This window comes from Mesorhizobium sp. M7A.T.Ca.US.000.02.2.1, assembly GCF_003996995.1.
Lineage (GTDB): Bacteria > Pseudomonadota > Alphaproteobacteria > Rhizobiales > Rhizobiaceae > Mesorhizobium.
This window is the reverse complement of record NZ_RZTT01000058.1, coordinates 1-21,017: the sequence shown is the minus strand read 5'-3', so window position 1 is coordinate 21,017 and position 21,017 is coordinate 1. Positions and strand designations below refer to the sequence as shown.

Genomic DNA, 21,017 nt, shown 5'->3' with positions numbered 1-21,017 from the left:
GTCTTGCCTTCCGCGCGTGCGCCAACGGCCGAACAAGCGCCGAAAATCGCGTCGAAAATTAACGGTGCCTTGGTGCGCCCGGAAAAATAGAGATCAAGCTTGTCGAGCGACAATTCGTCGAGCCTGCCTTTTCCGGTTCGGGCCAGCACGATGCGGAGCGCCGCCTCGCCGGCCACACCGCCGATCGGCCCTATGCCGGCCGCCGCCAGCGCGCTGCGATCTTGAAAATAGCTTACCGAAGTCACCGCTATCGGCCACAGCGTGACGTCCTGGGCGGTGGTGAAGGTGCAGCGCGTCGAAAGGCCGGGCTGCAGGCCGGAGACCAGCCGGGTGTTGCGCTTGACGACATGGCCGGCAACCATCGTCTGGACCTGCTGGCCGGGTTTCAGCACCACCATAGCCGTTGCCGGCGCCGGCGTGACCAGATCGGGATAGAGGACATCCAGCACGCTGCGTGAAAACCGCGAGCGCTCGGCATCGACTTTCAGCCGGGTGCGCGCCGCGAGAAAAGCGACGCCGTCAAGCAACCGCTCGACATACGGATCCGGACACGGCACCGTGTCGAGCGAGAGATTGCGCGCCACCGCCGGATGCAGGTCGGCAAATTCCGCCGCCAGCGCACGGATATGGGTCAGTTCCTCCTCGTAATATTCTACGAAGACCCGATCCATCTCAGGCCTCCCTAAATTCGGTCCGCGCCAAGCCGTTGTCGAGATTGATCGTGGTGCGCAGGCGCATGCGTTCCGGCGTCGGCGTCATGATCAGCACCGCGTCAATCTCGATCTTCAAACCCACGCTCTTGTCGCCAAGCGTCACCGTGACCTTCGTCGTACTTTCCTTGAGGCGTGGCTCGAAGGTAGCAAGCACCGAGCGGATCTCGCGGGCGAGCGCCTCGCGATCAAAATCGCGGGAGGAACGGCCCGAAAAGGAGGGCACGCCGTAGTTGATCACGCTTCGGCGCACCTCCGGGAAATCAGCGAGCGACGGCGGGTTGTCCGCTGCCTGCTCGCTTTCGAGATCGGAAAGAAGCGGAACAGCCTCGAAACGCTCGGTGTTGAACATGGCCTCGATATCGCGCCGCACGGCCTCCCGGAGCACGCGGGCCGACACGACCACGCCGCGGCTTTCCATCTCCACGCGATGCTGGATCTGAAAGGCCAGGCGGTGCAGGCGCCGCTTCTGATCGGCCGTCAGCTCCGCATCGGCATCGATGAGCCGCGCGTTGCCCGCAACCAGACCCTCCAGCCGGTCCGCGCCGAGTTCGTCCTGCAAGGCCTGGCGCAGCCCGTCTATCTCGGAGGTCATGCCCGGCAGGTCGTTTACGAGGCGGTCCCAGAGAGAGGGCTGGACCGCTTCGCGTTTTGCTCGCGAGCCAGCGGTAACCTGCAGCTTGTCCGCGTCGGGCCGCCGGCCCTCACTTGCCGACATAGACATCCATTTCGATTTCGTCATTGCCGTCATAGACGAACTTGATCTTCTTGTAGGCGAAGCTGACCTCTTCCTCGATCAGGTCTTCCTCATCCTCCGCCTGCGACAGGTCGTATTCCATGATCGAGGCGTCGGTGAGGGTGACGACCAGGTAATCATTCGTCTCGCCATCGATGGTCCGGCGAGCCGAGAACACCACTTCGTCCAGCGCCTTGTTCTCGAACAGTGCCTTCTTCAGATAGGGCGAGGACTTGTCGTAGTGCTTGGTGAACTTGATCATTCCCAAGGAGACACGGCCGCGGCGCGAGAGCGAATTCGGATCGTATGGCGCGACTATCTTGTAATCGACCCCATGGATTTCGATTTCGTCCTCGTGGCCATCACGAACGCTTGGGCCTTTGATATCCGGAACTTTTAGAAAGCCATCAATCTTCGTACCTGTGGGCATTGTCTTTCTCCACCGCTTTCAAAAAACCAAGATGGTGTTGCTGCAATTCAAGTCTTCACGGACGGTAGTTCCGAGACCAGTCGGAGCGAGGCATTGATGCCCTCGAGCTGGTAATGCGGACGCAAATAGAAGCGGGCGTTGTAATAGCCCGGCCGCCCCTCAACGCTGTCAACCTGAACCTCGGCCGCGGCAAGCGGGCGCTTGGCGCGCGCCTTGTCGTCGGCGAAGGCCGGGTTGGCCAGCACATATCGGTTGATCCATTCGGTCAGCCAGATCTGCATGTCGGAGCGCTCTTTGAACGAGCCGACCTTGTCGCGCGCAATGGCCTTGAGGTAATGCGCAAAGCGCGAGACCGGGAAGAGATAGGGCAGGTTGGCACTCAGCCGCTCATTGGACTGCGCGTCGGGGTCGACCAGCCGCCCCGCCCGCGTCTCGTCGTCCTGCAGTGAGTGTGCGCCGATGAAGGCCGCGAGATCGGTGTTCTTTCGATGCAGGATCGGCATCAGGCCTAGCTTGGCCAGTTCCGCTTCGCGCCGGTCGTCGATGGCGACTTCGGTCGGACATTTCATCGCGATCGACCCGTCATCGGTCGGGAAGCTGTGCACCGGCAGGTTGAGCACCGTGCCGCCATTCTCGACGCCGCGGATCTGCGTGCCCCAGCCATAGAGCTTGTGGCTGCGGTTTATGTTCACGCCCATAGGGAAGGCGGCGTTCATCCAGACATATTTGTTGTGATCGCCCTGCACCTCTTCCTCGAAGGTGAAGCCCTTTACCGGAACGGTATCCGTGCCGTATGGCAGCCGCGCCAGAACACGCGGCATGGTCAGGCCGATATAGCGAGCGTCCTCGCTCTCGCGCAGCGACTGCCACGAGGCATAGGCCGGGTTGGAGACGATCTGCTGGAGATCTTGCGGGTTCGGCAATTCCTGCCAGCTGTCCATGCGGAACAGGCGCGGCGAGGCGGCTGCGATAAACGGCGTGTGTGCTGAAGCACAGATGCCGGAGATGTTACGCAACAAACCGACGTCGCGCGGGTGGTTCGAGAATTCGTAGGCGCCAATCACACAGCCGATCGGCTCGCCGCCAAGCATCGAATACTCGTCCGTATAGACTTTCTTGAAGATCGGGCTCTGATCCCACATCTGGCCTTCGTAGTCTTCGAGCGTGTCGGCCAGTTGCTCCTTGGAGATGTTCATCACCCGGATCTTCAGCTTCTGATCCGTCTCGGTGTTGTTGATGAGATACCAGAGGCCGCGCCATGTGCCTTCCATCTCACGCACTTCGGGCGCGTGCAGGATCTCGTTGACCTGTGTCGTCAGCATCTTGTCGATGCCCGCAATCAGCGACTTGATCGACTTGATCGCATTGGAGGAGATGGTGGTGGTATCGGAACGGGACTGCGCCGCGAGTGCGAGATTGCGCACGAGTTGCTGCAGTTTCTCGCTGTCGTCCTTCTTGACCTTGAAATCCTTCTCGAGGAGCCCGCTGAATTCTCCAAGATCTATGGCTTCCGCCTCGGCGGCGACGGCGGCGGTCTTTTGCTGTTCGGCCATGATTTACTCCCCAACCTTGTCGTCGTCGGCCAGCGCCTGGCTGGCGATCTTGCCAAGAAGTGGTTCGTTGTTCAGAAGTTGCGCGATGCGTTTTTCGGCGTCGACGCGGCCATCCATGAAGCCAAGCAGCTCCTCGAGTTGGCGCCGCATCTTGAGGATCTCGGCCAGTTGCGGAACTTGCTCGGCAATCTTGTCCGGGGCGAAATCGCCCATTCTGGAAAATGTAAGATCGAGCGCCAGTTCCTCGTCCCGCTCGGCGCCCTCAGCCTGAGGCAGCGTATTCTTCACGCGGGCTTTCACTCGTGGTCCGAGCGCCTCCATGAATTTGGGGAAGCGGTTCGCGTCGGTCTCGACAAAGGAACGGTCTAGCACCGACTTTGACGCTTCCTTGGTCTGCGAAGCACCGGAAAGGTCGGCCATCACGCCCATGACAAACGGCAATTCGATCGTCGTCGGGCTACCGTAGGTTTCCACGTCGTAGGCGATCTGCACCCGCGGTGCGCGATTTCGTTCGATGACCTTCGCTTTGCTTTCGGCTGGCATGTGCTGTTACCTTTCATCCTTCTGAGCCGTCTTCTTGACATCGGGAACGCCGGCAAGGAGCCGGAATTCCTTCAGCCCCGAAGGCGCGAGATCTTCCATCAGTTCAACGAAATCCATGTGCACCATCCGGCGCACGCGCCGCGCTAGGTGCGGAATCGGGCTCGACGGTTCAGTGCGGTCATAAAAGGCGACGACGAGGTCGAGGCATTTCACCACGTCGTCGCGCGAGGAAATCCGGTCGGGAAGCCCCGTGCTCGAGTCCGCGTAGCTTGCCGCCCTTGCCATAGTATCGGCTCCGTGACCGTTTCGAGCAGGCGTTGCCGGTTCTGCCGGCGTGGGCGGCTCGGCCGCGCCATTCGCCAAGGCGCCGGCTGCCGAATTCCGTTCGAGGGTCGTCAGCAGACGCTGCAGAAACCGCTTCAATTCCGGAACAGGAGCGCCGCCGCCCTCGAGACGGGCGTTGAGAGCGGTCTCGACCGCATCAAGGGCTGCGATCGCTGCCCGGGCGTTGGCGACGAGCAAGACCATTTCTGCGTTGGCTTGATCCATCTGTGCCGCACATCCAGCACGCACCCGGTTCAACAATTGTCCGTGCGCACTGACCAGTGCGGCCTTTTCTGCCGCGTTCAATCCCGAGGCGGCTTCCTGGAGCATGACACGGTCGTCGAGCGCACACCTTTCCAGATCCTTGCCCTGGATCGGGCCGATCGCACGTGGCGCAAAGAACGTCATTTGCCGCAGGTTCGCCAACAACCCCTCCTGACCATTCTGGAGGTCGAGCAGCGCGTTGATACGGCGCAAGGCGGCATCGCGTGGCAAAGCGTTGGGCCGCAGTGCCGGATGCATTGTTTCCCAATGCTGGTCGAAGGTCTGCGCAATAAGGGCCAGCCCCTGCGCGAGCCCGGCCAGTCCTTCTTCATTGGCCAGCGCGCGCGTGACGACGACGAGCAGGCGCAGGTCCCGGCCATGCGCACGCAATTCCTCCGCCTTGGCGAGCACCGCGGGCCAGTCGACCGGAATGGTGCTTTGCGAGGCGGGTTTGTTCTGGCCGTCGTGGACGACCTTGATCTCGGGTTCCGTCAGGCGCTCCAGCTCATGAAAAGCCGGGTCGTTGCGCAAATCCTCCCCTGACGGATTTTCACCGTCGAGCGGAGCAAGCCAGAGTGCGACATCAATCACACCAACCCCCAGCGATCGGCCCTCAAACCGTACGTGACCCTACGGTATCACACGGTTGCACTTTACCACAATTCAAGCACTGCTCAAAAAATTAACGAAAGCTGACCAAGCCGCGTCTTGGGTGCTGGAACCCTTGGCCAGATTGCTGACCCTTATGTGAAATTACACCGAGGCGGACAATTGCGTGGTTGTTTGCATCTGATGGTGCGGCACTCTCCACAAGCGGAAGGGGCGCTGTTCATCACGCTTTGTCAAGTGACGGCTTATGTGGCAGGTTATCGACTGGCAGATTGCAGGAGCACGTTCGATGGAACAGCGCCGGTCATCGCAGACCTTCAAACGCAAGGAACTGGTCGGCAAGCTCAATCCTGTCGGTGTGCGCGCCTTCAAGGCTGCGGCCGACACCGCCAAACTGCGCGGCAATCCTTACGTCGAGCTCGTCCACTTCATCGAGCAACTGGTACTTTCCGACCGTTCGGATGTGCAAATGATAATCGCCGATGCGGGCCTTGATGCGAGCCGGCTCACCGCCGATATGACCCGCGCCGTCGACAAGCTGCCTTACGGCGCAACGTCGATCGAGGAATTTTCGGACCATATCTTCCATGCCATTCAGGAAGCCTGGAACCTGGCCACGCTGGAGTTCAGCGTCGAGGAAGTCCGCAGCGCCCACATTCTCCTTGCCTGCCTGAAGACGCCGGTCCTGGAAGGCCTGCTGTCGAAGATCAGCGGCGAGTTTGACAAGATCGACGCCGCCGCGGTCATCGCACGGTTTGCCGAGGTCGTGGAGGGCTCGCTCGAAGCCGGCGCCTCGACCACGGTCTCCACCGCAGAGGCGCCGCGGCGGCCTCCGGGTGGGGATTCGGCGCTGGCGAAATACGCCACCGACCTGACCCAGCGCGCCCGCGACGGCAAGATAGATCCGGTTGTCGGCCGCGATCCAGAGATCAGGCAGATCGTCGATATCCTGATGCGACGCCGGCAAAACAACCCGATCCTGACCGGTGAGGCCGGGGTCGGCAAGACCGCGGTCGTCGAGGGCTTTGCCTTGCGTATCGCTGCGGACGACGTGCCGCCGACACTGCGAGGGGTCAGTGTGCGCATGCTCGATGTCGGATTGATGCAGGCGGGTGCAAGCGTAAAGGGGGAGTTCGAAAAGCGGCTGAAGGCAGTCATCGATGAGGTGCAGTCTTCCGAAACGCCGGTCATCCTGTTCATCGATGAGGCTCACACCTTGATTGGCGCTGGCGGCGCGGCTGGAACAGGCGACGCGGCCAATCTGCTGAAGCCGGCGCTGGCGCGCGGCGAACTGCGCACGATCGCGGCAACGACCTGGGCCGAGTACAAGCAGCACATCGAGAAGGATCCGGCGCTGCCCCGCCGTTTCCAGGTAGTCAAGATCGACGAGCCGTCCGAGGCGGTGGCCGTTCTCATGTTGCGCGGTATCGCCGGCGTTCTTGAACAGCACCACAAGGTGCAGATATTGGATGAGGCGATCGAGGCGGCGGTTGGTCTCTCGCATCGCTATATCCCGGCGCGGCAACTGCCTGACAAGGCGGTGAGCCTTCTCGACACCGCTTGCGCCCGTGTCGCCATATCGCAGCACGCCACGCCGGCGGAGGTCGAGGACATCATGCGCCGACGCCAGGCGCTGGAGGTCGAGCGCGGCATCATCGGTCGCGAGGCCGCGATCGGCATCGAGGTGAGCGACCGGCAGGCACGGGTCGACACCGGGTTAGCCGAAACCGAAGTCATGCTCGCCGCCGCACAGGAGCGTTGGGACGGGGAAAAGGCACTCGTTGCCGAAATACTCGAACTGCGCGCCAGGCTGCGCGGCGAAGGTGTGCCGCTCGATGCGGTGGAGACACCGGAGACCAATAGCGAAACAGCAGGCACGGACTCGGTTGAGACTCCGCTGCCCAAGGTCGAAACGCCCAAGACCAAAACGGCCAAAATCAATGTGGAGGCACCGGCGGCTGCCAATGCCCCTCCACCCGATCCGGCCGCCGATCTCACCCGGTTGCGCGAACTGATGGTCGAACTGGCCGAGGCGCAAGGCGAGACGCCGCTGATCCTGCCGTCGGTCGACCGCAACGCCGTGGCGGCGGTCGTTCAGGACTGGACCGGCATCCCGACGGGGCGGATGCTGTCGAGCCAGACCGAAAAAGCGCTGCGGCTGGCCAGCACTCTGTCCGAACGCGTGGTCGGCCAGGATCACGCCATGGAGATGATTGCCAAGCGTGTGCAGACCAGCCGCGCCGGGCTCGGCGCGCCGGAGAAGCCGGTGGGCGTGTTCCTGCTCTGCGGCCCCTCGGGCGTTGGCAAGACCGAAACCGCATTGGCCTTGGCCGAGACGCTCTACGGCGGCGAGCAGAACCTGATCTCGATCAACATGTCCGAGTTCCAGGAGGCGCACACGGTCTCTACCTTGAAGGGGGCGCCGCCCGGATATGTCGGCTACGGCAAGGGCGGCATCCTGACCGAGGCGGTCCGCCGCAAACCCTATTCGGTGATCCTGCTCGACGAGGTCGAGAAGGCGCATCCTGACGTGCACGAAATCTTCTTCCAGGTCTTCGACAAGGGGATGATGGACGACAGCGAGGGCCGGCGCATCGATTTCAAGAACACGCTGATCCTGCTCACCTCGAATGTCGGCTCCGAAGTCATCATGGATCGGACCAGGAATGGCACGCTGCGGGCAGGGCTCGACGATCTGGACACCGCGCTGCGCAGCCCGTTGCTGAAGGTCTTCCCTGCGGCCTTTCTTGGCCGGGTGGTGACCATTCCTTACTATCCGCTCTCGGATTCGATGATCGAAGCGATCACCCGTCACCAGTTTGCCAAGATCGCTCGCCGGCTGCGTGCGACCAACGACGCAGAATTGGTGATCGGCGATGGCGTCATGGACCTGGTCAAGGCCCGCTGCACCGAGATCGAATCCGGCGGGCGGATGATCGATGCCATCCTGACAAACACGCTGCTGCCGGAATTGAGCCGCGGCGTGCTGAACCGCTCGCTCGAGGGCGAAAGGATGACAAGGGTAACCGTCGGCGCCTCCAAGGAGGGCTTCACCTATTCCTTCGAGTAAGGAAAGTTGATGACGGTTTGCTTCGGCTTCTTCGTGCATAGGCAAGCTGAGCCGACTAGCCTGGGAGCGGCCGGTGGCGGTGAATTCGTATGACGCTATCGGCCCTATTCGGTCATTCTAGAGCATGGCACCCAACGTTCGCCGAGGCTAGCTAAAGTTTACTATTTGGCGTCACGGGAGCATGCGGAACGATACGGGAAGCTTTCTGATTTTGGCCCACGAAAAAGATAATGAAATCAACAACTTTAAGACGTCCTCCGGGCCCACCATAATTCCCTTTTAAGTTTTTACTTCGTTTTGTTTTTGCGTTTGGACTCGAACTCTCAGGGTCTTTTACGGGATCCACCCAGGCACCAAGACGGCGCGGAAGACCTGATAGTAGATCAAAAGGACCGCGGCCCAAACCGAGTGCTCATGACCACGACACAATTGGGCCTCGTATGTGGCTGTTGTCTTGTTAATTTGGTATCGATAACATGTCTTACGTGAAGTTGATTCCAATGGGTGGTTCATGAGCGATGCCGGACGCCGCAGAGATCGTGTGCCCGAGCGTCCAGGGTTTTCCCTGGGCAGACCGCAGCCGGCCGGTGGAGCGGCATGATGGCCAAGGCAGCCGCATCAAGGCCTGGCGAAAGCCACACGCCGACGATGGTCGACGTGGCGCTGCGGGCAGGTGTGTCGACCATGACGGTGTCACGCGCCTTGAAGGAAGGCAGCCGAGTGTCCAAGGCCACTCGGGAGAAGATCATGGTCGCGGTCAACGACCTCGGCTACGTGCTCGACCAATCTGCTGGCAGCCTTTCCTCGCGCAAGACAGGATTTGTTGCTGCGATGGTTCCGTCGCTCAACAATTCCAACTTCGCTGACACGGCGCGCGGCATCACGGATGAACTGGAGAGCACGGGGCTCCAGCTTCTGCTCGGCTACACCGACTACACGGTCGAGAAGGAGGAAAAGCTGATCGAAGCGATGCTCCGTCGACGGCCGGAAGGCATCATTCTGACCGGCGGTGCCCATACGGAGCGCGCCCGCCGGCTACTGAAAGGCGCCGGCATCCCGGTAGTCGAAACCTGGGAGTTGCCGGCGAAACCCATCGACCAGGTTGTCGGATTCTCCAACGAAGAGGCGATGGGGCTTCTCGTCAAGACGCTGGCCAGGAAAGGCTACCGAAAATTCGGTTACATCGGTGGCACGACCTCGCGCGACACGCGCGGCAGCCAACGACGCGAAGGCTTCGTCCGAGCGATCGAGGAACTCGGCCTGCCGACCGGCCGGCTCGTCTCCTTCGGCGTGCCTCCGATCTCCATCGAACAAGGTGGCCAGGCGATTGTCAGCATGCTGGAACGCTGGCCGGACACCGAGGCCGTGCTCTGCGTTTCCGATCTCTCGGCCTTTGGTGCGCTGATGGAATGCAAGCGTCGTGGACTGCGGGTCCCGCAGGACATCGCCATTGCCGGTTTTGGCGACTATGAGGTTGCCGCCTTCTGCCATCCCGGCATCACCACCGTGAACGTGGACTGCTTTGGCATCGGGCGACAGGCTGCCCGCAGGCTTATCCAGATCATCCGCGGCGGCGAGAAGAAGCACGAACAGGAAATCATCCTGACCGGTTGTCGCGTCGTCGAGCGCGAAAGCACCTGAGCTCCTGCAGAAGATTCCAAGTGAAAGGCAGTTCCTATTGTGATGTTTCGAGAGACCATCAGCCTCACTCATAACGGTGCGTTGGCAGCTGTGGCTGCCGGAGTCGCACGCGCCGACATGATGGGCGTGCCGCAATGCCTTGTGGTAGTCGATGCAAGCGGCGAGACTCTCGCCAGCCTGCGTATGGACGGCGCACGGTTCCTGAGCCTGCGCACGGCGCAGGCAAAGGCGCGCACGGCGGCGTCGATCAACGCAGCCACCGGCGACATGGTGTTCGAAGCGGCACTCTCCGCCGGGATAGCCTCACAGGGCGCCGTGACCAATTTGCCTGGCGGCCTGCCGATCCGCTTCGGTGGCCGCCTGGCGGGCGGCATCGGTGTCGGTTCGGGAACCGGTGAGCAGGATTTCGACGTTGCACGCGCCGCGCTCACGGCGATCGGCGCCGACGTGGTCTAAGGCATGTGCCCCCGACGCAACCGAAAGAACTTCAGAACGCGATCTGGACCTTCATGGATTTGTTGCGGTCACCGGCGATCTCGAAGGCCGCAACCGCCTCGTCGAGGGGATAGATGCCGGTCAGCAGCGGTCTGACATCCACCCGGCGCTGGTTGATCAGATCGACGGCGAGTGCGAACTCTTCGTGGAAACGGAAAGTACCGCGCATCTCGATCTCCTTGGCGACGATGAGGTTCTGCGGGATCGACAGATCGCCGCCGAGACCGAGCTGCATGAGCACGCCGCGCGGCTTGAGCACATCGAGCCCAGCACGCACGGCGCGCTCGTTGCCGGAGGCCTCGAACATCACATCGAAACTACCCTTGTCGACATTATAGGCGGCTAGCTTTTCGCCATTGGTCGCGACATTAATCGTACGATCGGCGCCGATCTCCTCAGCCTTTGTCAGCACGCCCTCCATGACATCGGTGGCGACGATTTCGCGCGCGCCGTGGGCTCGCGCGGCAAGGATGCAAAGCGCGCCGATCGGCCCGCAGCCGGTGACCAGAATGCGTTTGCCGAGCAGCGAGCCGGCGCGGTTCATGGCATGTAGCGTAACCGCGAAGGGCTCCGCAAAAGCGGCTTCGTTGATGGAGACATGGTCGGCGACTTTGTGACATTGCCACGCCTCTGCGATCAGGCGCTGGCGGAACGCCCCTTGTATATGCGGCATCGGCATGGCGCTGCCGTAGAAGCGCATGTTGAGGCACTGGTTCTGCATGCTTTGCAAGCAATAGCGGCAGGCATTGCAGGGCCGGCTAGGCGAGATGGCGACGCGGTCGCCGATAGCGAGAGCGGAAACGCCACCGCCTATGGCTTTGACTGTACCGGCAACCTCGTGGCCAAGGATCATGGGCTCGCGAAGGCGGATCGCACCGAAGCCGCCATGGTTATAATAATGCAAGTCCGAACCGCAGATGCCACCGGCTTCGACCGCGATCTCGACCTGTCCGGCGCCAAGGGAGCCCGGGTCGGTCTCCTCGATCCGCAGGTCTTTTGCCGCGTGGATGACGATCGAGTTCATGATGGGATCCTCTCTCAGACGACCGGTGTCAGCAAAGTCTGTCCGCCGAAATGGGCGGCAAGATTGTCGCGGACGAGCTGACCCATGGCCTTTCGGGTCTCCACCGTGCCGCTGGCGTGGTGCGGTTGCAGCACGACATTGGAAAGCTTCAGGAAGCGCTCGTCGATCGTTGGCTCGTTCCAGAACACGTCTAGCCCGGCGCCCTTGATGGCACTGGATTCCAGGGCCGCGAGCAACGCGGTCTCGTCGACCGTGCTGCCGCGCGAAATGTTTATGACGATGCCGTCAGGTCCGAGTGCAGCCAGAACATCCGCATTGATGATGTGCTTCGTGCTGTCGCCGCCGGCGAGCGTCACGATCATGAATTCACTCTGTCGTGCCAGTTCGACCAGATCGCTAACGAAGGCGTAGGGCAATTCATCGCGCTTGCGCACGTCAAAATAGGCGACAGCGCAGTCGAAGGCGGCGGCGCGCCTGGCCACCGCAGCGCCGACGCGGCCCATGCCGACAATGCCCAGTCTTTTCCCGCAAACGCGCGTCACTAGCGGCATGTTGGCCTTGCGCCAGCTGCCATCGCGGACGTAGGTGTCGGCCAGCGGAATCTTGCGCGCCACTGCCAGCAGCAGCCCGACGCCGATATCGGCCACGTCCTCGGTCAGCACGTCAGGCGTGTTGGTGACGCGGATGCCGTTCGCCCTAGCGTAGGCCAGGTCGATGGCGTCGGTGCCGACGCCATAGCAGGAGACGATTTCAAGCTTCGGCAGTTTCGCCATCAGCACCGCACTTGCACCAAGCTCGCCGCGCGTTGCGATGCCACGAATCGCGCCGGCGTGGCTTGCGATCAGCGCGTCCTTGTCCTCCGCCTGCCAGAGCTTGTGAACGCGATATCTAGCCTCAAGGTCTCCCATATCCCAATCCGGATAAGGACCCGTCATCAATATGTCGGTCATGGCGTCGTCTCCTCAGCAAGTTCATTTTTCCCATTGACTATGTTATCGATAACATTCATGTCAATAGGCACTGGCGGCGGCGCGGTGGAAATCGTATCCGCTTCAGGGGACAGTCCTCAGGAGGAGCGCATGAGCAATTCGTTGTTCGATTTGACCGGCATGCGGGCGCTGGTCACCGGCTCGGGTCAGGGGATTGGCTTGGCGCTGGCAGAGGGGCTGGCGCAGCACGGCGCCGAAATCGTGCTGAACGGGCGCAACGCTGAAAAAGTCGCGGCCGCTGCCGATGCGCTGGTGGCCCGGGGATACAAGGCTCGCGTGGCGGTCTTCGACGTGACCGATCACGCTGCGGTCGTCAAAGGCGTCGCCAAGATCGAGGCGACGATCGGCGCCATCGACATTTTGATCAACAATGCCGGCATGCAGTTTCGTATGCCGCTCGAGGACTTCCCTGCGGACAAATGGGACGAGCTGCTGCGCACCAACATCTCCAGCGTGTTTTTCGTCGGGCAGGCGGTGGCGCGGCACATGATTGCGCGCAAGTGCGGCAAGATCATCAACATCGCCTCGGTACAAAGCGAGTTGGCCCGCACGAACATCGCGCCCTATACCGCCACGAAGGGCGCGGTGCGCAATCTAACGCGCGGCATGTGCGCCGACTGGGCCAAGCATGGCCTGCAGATCAATTCCATCGCGCCGGGCTATTTCAAGACGCCGCTCAACCAGGCGCTGGTCGACAATCCCGAATTTTCGACATGGCTGACCAACCGCACGCCGGCCGGACGCTGGGGCGATGTCGGCGAACTGATCGGCGCGGCGGTCTTCCTGGCCGGACCGGCCTCATCCTTTGTCAACGGACACACGCTCTATGTCGACGGCGGCATCACGACCTGTCTTTGAGCCCGCACTCATCGTCGTGATGGGTGTCAGCGGCTGCGGCAAGACCAGAATCGGAGTCGAGATTGCGGAGCGGCTCGGCCTCGCCTTCATCGAAGGCGACACGCTGCATCCGCCCGGCAATGTCGACAAGATGTCGGCCGGCATCCCGCTCGCCGACGACGATCGCTGGCCGTGGCTGGATCTGGTGGGTGCAACCTTGCGCCAGGCGAACGAGGAGGGCCGTGGGCTTGTCGTAAGCTGCTCAGCGCTGAAGGAATCCTACCGTGATCGGCTTCGCCATGCGGTGGGCGGGTCGGCGGTTTTCATATTCTTGGAGGGGTCGCGCGCGCTGCTGCAAGCCAGACTCGCCGAGCGCAGCGGCCATTTCTTTCCGCCGGCGCTGCTCGATAGCCAATTCGCTGCGCTGGAGAATCCGGATGGTGAGAAGCTGGTGGTCACGGTGGATATCAACGCTCCGGTCGACAACATAGTCGACGCGGCTTTGGAGGGGCTGGGCACTCTCAGTGTCGCACCCGCTGCCTGGACAAAGAGAGAGGCACGTTGACATGACAGAAGCAGCACAAATCACCGTTGTCGGCGCCGGCATCATGGGGTCGGCGATAGCCACCCGCCTGATCAAGGCAAAGCTGGCGGTCACCGTGTTCGATCTGGACAAGGCCAAGGTCGCCGCCCTGGTCGCGAAGGGCGCTGTCGCCGCCGCGTCGATTGCCGAGGCGACGCGCGCCAGCGACTTCGTCATCCTCAGCCTCAACCATACCGACATCGTGCGTGCCGTGGTGTTTGGCGATAGCGGTGTCGCGGCGGCGGCGTCGCCCGAAAAACTGCTGATCGACATGTCGTCGATCGACCCCGCCGATACCAAACAAATGGCGAAGAAATTGGTGGCCGAGACCGGCATGAAATGGCTCGACTGCCCGCTTTCGGGCGGGGTTCCCGGCGCGCTGGCAGGCCGGCTGACCGTCATGGCGGGCGGCGAGGCGGCAGACTTTGAACACGCGCGTACGGTGATGCGGCATCTCTGCGCCAACTACACGCTGATGGGGCCGAGCGGGGCAGGGCAGACCACTAAGCTGATCAACCAGCTTTTCTGTGCGGTGCTGTTCCAGGCCGTCGCCGAAGCCGTGAAGCTCGCCGAAGCCGGCGGCGTCGATCCGAGGGCAATTCCAGCTGCGCTGAAAGGAGGGCGCGCCGATTCCAGCATCATGCAGGAGTTCATGGCGAAATTCGCCACGCGCGATTTCTCGCCTACCGGGCGCATCGACAACATGCTGAAGGATCTGGATTCGCTCCAGGCCTTCGCGCTGAAGACCAAGACGCCGATGCCGATGACCGGGCAGGTGGTCGAGATCCACCGCCTGCTTTGCGCCGCAGGCCTCGGACCGAAGGATTCGGCCGAGATGATGCGTCTGCTCGACGGCAAGACCAGCTAAGCGACGAGGCCTGATTTGTCGCTTGACGCTCAGAAATGTTATCGATAACATCATTTTTGCGATCTTGGGAGGAACGCTTGTGTCTGAGGAAAAATTGATCGAGTTCAAGTCGATTACCAAGGAATTCGGCGGCACCCGCGCGCTCTCCGACGTGTCGCTCGGTCTGCACAAGGGCGAGATCCTGGCGCTGCTTGGTGAAAACGGTGCTGGCAAGTCGACACTGATCAAGACGCTCGCCGGCATTTACCGGCCGGATGGCGGCCAAATCCTGTTTCGCGGTGAGCCCTATCATCGCCGCCCGCCGCTCCCGAACCAACGCCAGTCCGTCGCCTTCATTCACCAGGATCTCGGTCTTATCGAATGGATGACAGTTGGCGAAAACGTCGGGTTGGCCCAAGGCTTTTCGCTCCGCTCGGGGATCATCGACTGGCGATCGACCGAGGCGAGGGCGCATGAGGCGCTCAAGCTGGTCGGCTGTGATTTCGATCCGACGACACGTGTTCAGGATCTGACGCGCACCGAAAAGTCGCTGGTCGCCATCGCCCGCGCCCTGGCCACCGAGGCCGATGTGCTGGTGCTCGACGAGCCGACAGCCAGTCTTCCCGCTGACGAGGTCGAGCGGCTGTTCGACGCTATCCGTCCGCTCAAGCAACGCGGCGTCGGCATGATCTACGTCTCGCATCGACTTGACGAGATCTTCCGCATCGCCGACCGGGTCGCCGTGCTGCGCGACGGCAAGCTGGTCGGCCAGAAAAGGGTCGCCGATACCAGCCCGGACGAACTTGTCGAGATGATCGTTGGTCGCCCGGTGGACCAGGTTTTCAGCAAGGCTCAGACGCAGGCCGGCGAAACGGTGTGCACGGTCCGTGACCTGGTCTGCGCCGGCGCCGGCCCTGTCTCTTTCGACGTGCGCAAGGGTGAACTGCTCGGCCTAGTCGGCCTGCGCGGCGCCGGGCAGGAACTGGTTGGTCGCACGCTGTTCGGGTGTCAGGTTTTTTCCGGCTCGGTGACGATCAATGGCGTTGTGCCCGACCTGTCGAGCCCGATCGCGGCGATGTCGGCCGGCGTCGGCCTTATCGCACGCGACCGGACCGAGGAATCAATCGCTGGCTCCTTGTCGATCCGTGAGAACAGTTTCCTCAATCCCGGCGCCGGCAAGCGTGGGCTTTTCCACTTCCTGTCGCCTTTCAAGGAAGCGGCGCTCGCACAGGCGATCGGCAGTTCCGTCGGGTTGCGCCCCAACGACCCGAGCCTGCCGATCGAAGCCCTGTCCGGCGGCAACCAGCAGAAAGTGATCGTCGGTCGCTGGCTGCACACCGCCCGAAAGCTGCTGATCGCCGAAGACCCCACCGCCGGCGTCGACGTCGGCGCCAAGGCCGAGATCTACCGGCTGATCGGCCGCGCACTTGAAGCCGGCCTCGCCGTCGTCGTGGTGTCGACCGACTTCGAGGAGATCGCCCATATCTGCCATCGCGCCTTGGTGTTTTCGCGTGGACAGATCGTGCGCGAACTCACTGGCGACGACCTCACCACATCCGCCGTCATCACCGCGGCATCGGCTTCCGAAGCCGCCTGATTTTTCTGGGAGCGAACCTTATGCAATCAATCGAATCCAGCGCACTCGAACCGACCCGTGGCGAAATGGCAGGCTTGTCGTTGGGGCAGAAAATCATCCGCCTACTGCCGGTCTACGGGCTGGTGATCCTGACCGCGCTGCTGATCCTTCTGTTTTCGCTCCTGCTGCCAAACACCTTTCCGACCCTGCTCAATTTGCGCTCGATCATCTCCGACAAGGCAATCATCGCGCTGTTGTCGCTGGCGGCAATGATCCCGATGGCGTCTGGCCGCATCGACCTCACTGTCGGCTACGGCATCGTGCTGTGGCACATCCTCGCCATCAGTCTGCAGACCATGTTCGGCGTTCCCTGGCCGCTGGCGGTGATCATCGTGTTGCTTCTCGGCGCTGCGACCGGCTTCCTCAACGGACTGCTGGTCGAAGTTGCCCGCATCGACTCTTTCATCGCCACGCTGGGCACCGGCACCGTGCTCTATGCGCTGGCGCTTTGGCACACCGGCGGCCGGCAAGTGGTCGGCGTGCTGCCCAACGGCTTTTACGCTCTCAATGGCACGATGGTGTTCGGGCTGCCCATCACCGGACTCTATGTGCTGGCGATCGCCGCAGCACTGTGGATCATCCTCGAATATCTGCCGATCGGCCGCTACGTGTATGCCATCGGCGCCAATCCGAAGGCTGCGGCGCTGAACGGCATTCCGGTGCGCCGCTTCGTCATCGGCGCCTTCATCTCCTCGGGCTTCCTGACGGCGCTGACAGGTGTGCTGCTCGCTTCCAAGCTGCGCATCGGCCAAGCCAGCGTCGGGCTGGAGTATCTTCTGCCGGCGCTCGTCGGCGCCTTTCTCGGCTCGACCACGATCAAGCCAGGGCGTGTCAATGTCTGGGGCACGATGACCGGCGTCGTCATCTTGGCGGTCGGCATTTCCGGCATCCAGCAGTTCGGCGGCTCGTTCTTCGTCGAACCGCTGTTCAACGGCGTGACGCTGCTCGTCGCCATCGGCATTGCCGGTTACGCCCAACGCAAGCGCGGTGCGGCACATAGGGCCAGGACCAAGACCGCAACGCAGCCCTCGAAGTGACCAGCCGAACCCATCCGGGAATAATGGAATGAGCGACTACGAAATTCTGGACGAACGGTTCCGAAAGCTGACGATCGGGCATGCCAAGCTCGAACGGTTATGGACCGGAAGCCGCTGGGCGGAAGGACCGGTCTATGTTCCGGCGGCAAGGCATCTGCTGTGGTCGGATATCCCGAACGACCGGTTGCTGCGTTACGACGAAACCGATGGCTCAGTCAGTGTCTTCGAAACCCATTGCAACAACCAGAACGGCCACACGCTCGATCGCGAGGGCCGCGTCGTCGCTTGCGAGCATCGCGGTCGACGGATCTCCCGGCTTGAGCATGATGGGCAATGGCAGTCGCTTGTCGAAGTCATCGACGGCAAGCGGTTCAATTCACCGAACGATGTGGTGGTCAAATCCGATGGGACGATCTGGTTCACCGACCCGGTCTACGGCATCGACAGCCACTATGAAGGCATGATTGCCCGACCGGAGATCGGCGGGTCCCATGTCTACCGGTTCGACGAAACAGCCGGCGAGGTGGGTGTCGTCATCACCGATCTGGTGCAGCCGAACGGGCTGGCCTTTTCGCCAGACGAGACCATCCTCTACGTATCGGATACCGGCGCAAGCCATGTCCAGGGCCTGCCGCGTGCGATCAAGGCCTATGATGTTGCCGAAGACGGCTACTCGCTACGCCCGCGTGGCACCTTGGCCGGATGCGAGGCAGGTTTCTTCGACGGGTTCCGCGTCGATCGCGACGGCAACATCTGGGCCTCCAGCGCCGATGCGGTTCGGGTCTACGCGCCGGATGGGACGCTGATCGGGCGTATCCTGGTTCCCGAAATCGTCTCCAATTTGTGCTTCGGGGGTCCGAAGCGCAACCGCCTCTACATCACTGCCCAGACGTCGCTTTATTCCATCTATGTCAACGCGCACCCAGCCGGTTTGGCCCCGGTGGCTGGGCAAATCAGCCAGTGACCTGGCGCCCATGCAAAACCCTGCGGAAGTCGAGTTCCGGAAGGCCAATTTTTGAAACCAAGGGAGGTACCAACGTGCAACGCAGAACATTTTTAAAATCATCCGTCGCTTTGATGGCCATCACAATCGCCAACCCGGCCCTGTTCGCCGGCCAAGCACGGGCAGATGCAATGGCCGACGCCACGGTGGTCGTCGAAAAATATGCCCAGAAGGTCACGGCCTGGGACGGCCCGACCAGCGGTCCGAAGGCGCAGCCGGGCAAGACCATCGTCGTGCTCGCCGGCGATCTCAAGAACGGAGGCATTCTGGGTGTCACCACCGGCGTCGAGGAAGCGGCAAAGGCGATCGGTTGGGAGGTCAAGGTGATCGACGGCGCTGGCTCGATCGGTGGCCGCACCGCCGCCTTCGGCCAGGCGATGGCGCTGAAGCCGAATGGCATCGTCATCAACGGTTTCGACGCCATCGAGCAGGCGCCGGCGCTGGAACAGGCAAAGGCCGCCGGCATACCGCTGGTTTCCTGGCATGCCGGGCCGGTAATCGGGCCTGACGAAAAAAGCGGCGTCTTCGCCAACGTCTCGACCGACGCCATGCAGGTCTCCACGGCAGCGGCCGACTGGGCCTATGCCGACGCCAAGGGCAAACCCGGCGTCGTCATCTTCACCGACTCGACCTACGCGATCGCCATCGCCAAGGCCGACAAGATGAAGGCCGAGATCGAGCGGCTGGGCGGCAAGGTGCTCGAATATGTCGACACGCCGATCGCCGAGACCTCGCAACGCATGCCGCAGCTCACCACCTCGCTGCTGCAGAAATACGGCGATGCCTGGACGCATTCGCTGGCGATCAACGACCTCTATTTCGACTTCATGGGACCGTCATTGGCCGCGGCCGGCAAGGCCGGCACCGACGCGCCGATCAATGTCGCCGCCGGCGACGGGTCGGAATCGGCCTATCAGCGCATTCGCGCTGGCCAGTTCCAGAAGGTGACGGTCGCCGAACCGCTCAACTTGCAGGGCTGGCAACTGGTCGACGAGCTGAACCGCGCCATCGCCGGTGAAAAATGGTCTGGCTATTTGTCGCCGCTGCACGTGGTGACGGCCGACAATGTCGAGTTCGACGGCGGCCCGAAGAACGCGTTCGACCCTGACAATGGCTACCAGGACGCATACAGGAAGATCTGGGGCAAGTAGGCTTCCACCAGAGCGGGTGCATCACGCGACGCGCCCGCTCTGCCGGCCCCTCGTACGCAAAACATAAGGACCTATCGCCATGATCATCCGCTATGCCCTCTTCGAAGGTGAGATTCACGTTGGACGCGAGAGCGAGTTCCGGCGCTTCGTCAGGGAGCGGCTGGTGCCGCTTTGGACGCAGTTTCCCGGAGCCGAGGAGGTGCGCGTTCTCGACGGCACGGCGCGCGACGAAGGTGCGCCCAGCTACGCGATGGCGCTCGCCATTCGCTATCCCGACATGGACACCTGCAACCGGGCGCTCCAATCCGACGTAAGATTTCAAAGTAGGGACATCACCGGTGAATTACTGAAGATGTTCACCGGCCGTGTGCATCACCATGTTTTCGAGGCAAATGAGTACGCAACGGTCTGATTGGGTTCTTGATAGGCAACGCTCTTAATTGCTGTGATCGGCGAATGCCGGTATCGGTTGCGTGTCCATGATTTGAACCTGCGGATAAGACGTCGCCCATTGGCCGCGGAACCATTCGGAACGATGCGGAAAGATCTCTGATTTTTGCACACGAAAAAGTTAGTAAATCAACGTTCTCGCCACGTCCTTTGGGCTCACCATTATCGTTGTTTATCAATAAGTTATCGTGTTTTATTTGCCGCGGTTAGCCAAATCAGGTTGGCGAATCTCCGTCGATCTCGTTGAATTCATTGATTTATGATGGGCTCCCGAGGACTGCCGATCAAACTGCCTTACAACACGGGGCGGCGCGAAAGGAATCGAACTGCCCGCAATGCGCTCGTTCCATCCGTTTCGGGCGGGTGCAGTCCTTCGGCGCGATAGCGGGCTAACTCTCAGCAAATATGTGCGCCGTGCTCCCGGGCTGACCGAGCCTCCAGACACGGGCTATGCAGCGACGCATCTCGTCAGCGGTGGCGCCGCCTCGGAATTCGGCGAGGCGTACAGCCTTGGCTTCCAGTTCCTGTTTCGAAAGGGTGTTGCCGGGATCTCCCTTGGGCTCGTCGACGCGGGCATTGAATTTGCGGCCGTCAACCGTCGTGACGCTCACCTTGCCGACCCACTGCTTGGGATAAAGGGTGTCGATCTCGGCGTCGAGTTCCATCCGCACCTTCGCGCGGAAACGGGCGACGCGGGTGTCGGCAAGTGCATGGTGTTCGAAAGCATCGAGGTCAGCGACGCCGTGAACGGCGATCAGCCCCAAAACCGTGCCCATGGAGAACTTCGCCTGGTGGACGGTTTGCGGAGTGACCACCGCGCCCAGGACATCGATGGCTCCCTGATGGACATGGGTCACCACGTCGGTGATGTCGTCCGGACCGAGCCCTCCGCGGCGCATGAGAGACTGCAGCGCGTCGGCGGCCGGATGAGTGTGCCGGCAGGCTGCGTGCCATTTGAAGGAGGTCTCCTCTGTTGCCCAACGGCTGCCGAGCCCGTCCGTCAGGCGGGCCGGATCGGCGTCGCTGGACATGCCGGCAGCCATTCCTTGCTGGCCTTCGAGGACCCGCGCGGCGCCCTTGAAGCC

Annotated in this window: 19 protein-coding genes and 1 pseudogene; 11 read left to right on the top strand and 9 right to left on the bottom strand. The window is 61.9% G+C overall.

Features of this window, described 5'->3' with window-relative positions; genetic code table 11:
* The 6 genes from EOD15_RS08355 to tssA form a co-directional block, all read right to left on the bottom strand.
* The coding region (locus tag EOD15_RS08355; protein WP_185928981.1) for a type VI secretion system baseplate subunit TssF at window positions 1-671 on the bottom strand (671 nt) is incomplete at its 3' end.
* Between the two features lies 1 nt (window position 672).
* On the bottom strand, window positions 673-1,428 hold the full coding sequence (gene tssE / locus EOD15_RS08350; protein WP_127318116.1) for a type VI secretion system baseplate subunit TssE: 756 nt from the start codon (window positions 1,426-1,428) through the stop codon (window positions 673-675).
* Window positions 1,415-1,876: a type VI secretion system tube protein TssD gene (tssD, locus tag EOD15_RS08345; protein WP_027035516.1), complete on the bottom strand. Its 462-nt coding sequence runs from the start codon at window positions 1,874-1,876 to the stop codon at window positions 1,415-1,417. Before tssD ends, tssE begins: the two co-directional genes overlap by 14 nt.
* A gap of 47 nt (window positions 1,877-1,923) precedes the next feature.
* A complete protein-coding gene (gene tssC, locus EOD15_RS08340) occupies window positions 1,924-3,429 on the bottom strand; it encodes a type VI secretion system contractile sheath large subunit (RefSeq protein WP_027035515.1) in 1,506 nt (501 codons plus the stop codon).
* 3 nt (window positions 3,430-3,432) lie between these two features.
* Window positions 3,433-3,972: a type VI secretion system contractile sheath small subunit gene (tssB, locus tag EOD15_RS08335; protein ID WP_027035514.1), complete on the bottom strand. Its 540-nt coding sequence runs from the start codon at window positions 3,970-3,972 to the stop codon at window positions 3,433-3,435.
* 6 nt (window positions 3,973-3,978) lie between these two features.
* A complete protein-coding gene (gene tssA, locus EOD15_RS08330; protein WP_127318081.1) occupies window positions 3,979-5,151 on the bottom strand; it encodes a type VI secretion system protein TssA in 1,173 nt (390 codons plus the stop codon).
* Between the two features lie 307 nt (window positions 5,152-5,458).
* On the opposite strand from tssA, the gene tssH reads away from it, so the two are divergent.
* The 3 genes from tssH to EOD15_RS08315 all read left to right on the top strand — a co-directional run bounded on the left by tssH (window position 5,459) and on the right by EOD15_RS08315 (window position 10,336).
* A complete protein-coding gene (gene tssH, locus EOD15_RS08325; protein WP_127408414.1) occupies window positions 5,459-8,239 on the top strand; it encodes a type VI secretion system ATPase TssH in 2,781 nt (926 codons plus the stop codon).
* A 597-nt stretch (window positions 8,240-8,836) separates the two neighbouring features.
* Complete coding sequence (locus tag EOD15_RS08320) at window positions 8,837-9,880, top strand: LacI family DNA-binding transcriptional regulator (RefSeq protein ID WP_127321851.1); 1,044 nt, start codon at window positions 8,837-8,839, stop codon at window positions 9,878-9,880.
* A 36-nt stretch (window positions 9,881-9,916) separates the two neighbouring features.
* Window positions 9,917-10,336: a heme-binding protein gene (locus EOD15_RS08315; protein WP_127321852.1), complete on the top strand. Its 420-nt coding sequence runs from the start codon at window positions 9,917-9,919 to the stop codon at window positions 10,334-10,336.
* 31 nt (window positions 10,337-10,367) lie between these two features.
* On the opposite strand, the gene EOD15_RS08310 is transcribed toward EOD15_RS08315, so the two are convergent.
* Both EOD15_RS08310 and EOD15_RS08305 read right to left on the bottom strand, forming a co-directional pair.
* Window positions 10,368-11,399 carry an L-idonate 5-dehydrogenase gene (locus EOD15_RS08310; RefSeq protein WP_127321853.1) on the bottom strand — a complete coding sequence of 344 codons (1,032 nt, stop codon included), beginning with the start codon at window positions 11,397-11,399 and terminating at the stop codon, window positions 10,368-10,370.
* A gap of 14 nt (window positions 11,400-11,413) precedes the next feature.
* Window positions 11,414-12,349: a 2-hydroxyacid dehydrogenase gene (locus tag EOD15_RS08305; RefSeq protein WP_127380222.1), complete on the bottom strand. Its 936-nt coding sequence runs from the start codon at window positions 12,347-12,349 to the stop codon at window positions 11,414-11,416.
* A gap of 129 nt (window positions 12,350-12,478) precedes the next feature.
* Here EOD15_RS08305 and EOD15_RS08300 point away from each other — a divergent pair, with 129 nt between their 5' ends.
* The 8 genes from EOD15_RS08300 to EOD15_RS08265 all read left to right on the top strand — a co-directional run bounded on the left by EOD15_RS08300 (window position 12,479) and on the right by EOD15_RS08265 (window position 19,894).
* Complete coding sequence (locus EOD15_RS08300; RefSeq protein WP_127323172.1) at window positions 12,479-13,246, top strand: SDR family oxidoreductase; 768 nt, start codon at window positions 12,479-12,481, stop codon at window positions 13,244-13,246.
* Complete coding sequence (locus tag EOD15_RS08295) at window positions 13,215-13,790, top strand: gluconokinase (protein ID WP_245463607.1); 576 nt, start codon at window positions 13,215-13,217, stop codon at window positions 13,788-13,790. The genes EOD15_RS08300 and EOD15_RS08295 overlap by 32 nt, the downstream gene beginning before the upstream one ends.
* Window position 13,791: 1 nt before the next feature.
* A complete protein-coding gene (locus EOD15_RS08290) occupies window positions 13,792-14,676 on the top strand; it encodes an NAD(P)-dependent oxidoreductase (protein WP_127323217.1) in 885 nt (294 codons plus the stop codon).
* A 79-nt stretch (window positions 14,677-14,755) separates the two neighbouring features.
* The gene (locus EOD15_RS08285; RefSeq protein WP_127380223.1) at window positions 14,756-16,252 is read left to right on the top strand and encodes a sugar ABC transporter ATP-binding protein; all 1,497 of its coding nucleotides are present in this window, start codon (window positions 14,756-14,758) and stop codon (window positions 16,250-16,252) included.
* Window positions 16,253-16,272: 20 nt separating this feature from the next.
* Window positions 16,273-17,328, top strand: a complete 1,056-nt coding sequence (locus EOD15_RS08280) for an ABC transporter permease (protein WP_127318295.1) — start codon at window positions 16,273-16,275, stop codon at window positions 17,326-17,328.
* Window positions 17,329-17,356: 28 nt separating this feature from the next.
* Window positions 17,357-18,292: an SMP-30/gluconolactonase/LRE family protein gene (locus EOD15_RS08275; protein ID WP_127318293.1), complete on the top strand. Its 936-nt coding sequence runs from the start codon at window positions 17,357-17,359 to the stop codon at window positions 18,290-18,292.
* Window positions 18,293-18,366: 74 nt separating this feature from the next.
* Entirely contained in the window at window positions 18,367-19,482 is a 1,116-nt protein-coding gene (locus EOD15_RS08270) for a substrate-binding domain-containing protein (protein WP_127318291.1), read from the top strand.
* A 79-nt stretch (window positions 19,483-19,561) separates the two neighbouring features.
* On the top strand, window positions 19,562-19,894 hold the full coding sequence (locus tag EOD15_RS08265; RefSeq protein WP_127318289.1) for a hypothetical protein: 333 nt from the start codon (window positions 19,562-19,564) through the stop codon (window positions 19,892-19,894).
* Window positions 19,895-20,321: 427 nt separating this feature from the next.
* Here EOD15_RS08265 and EOD15_RS08260 read toward each other — a convergent pair.
* Window positions 20,322-21,017 (bottom strand): annotated as a pseudogene (locus EOD15_RS08260) (MmgE/PrpD family protein); the annotation flags it as partial.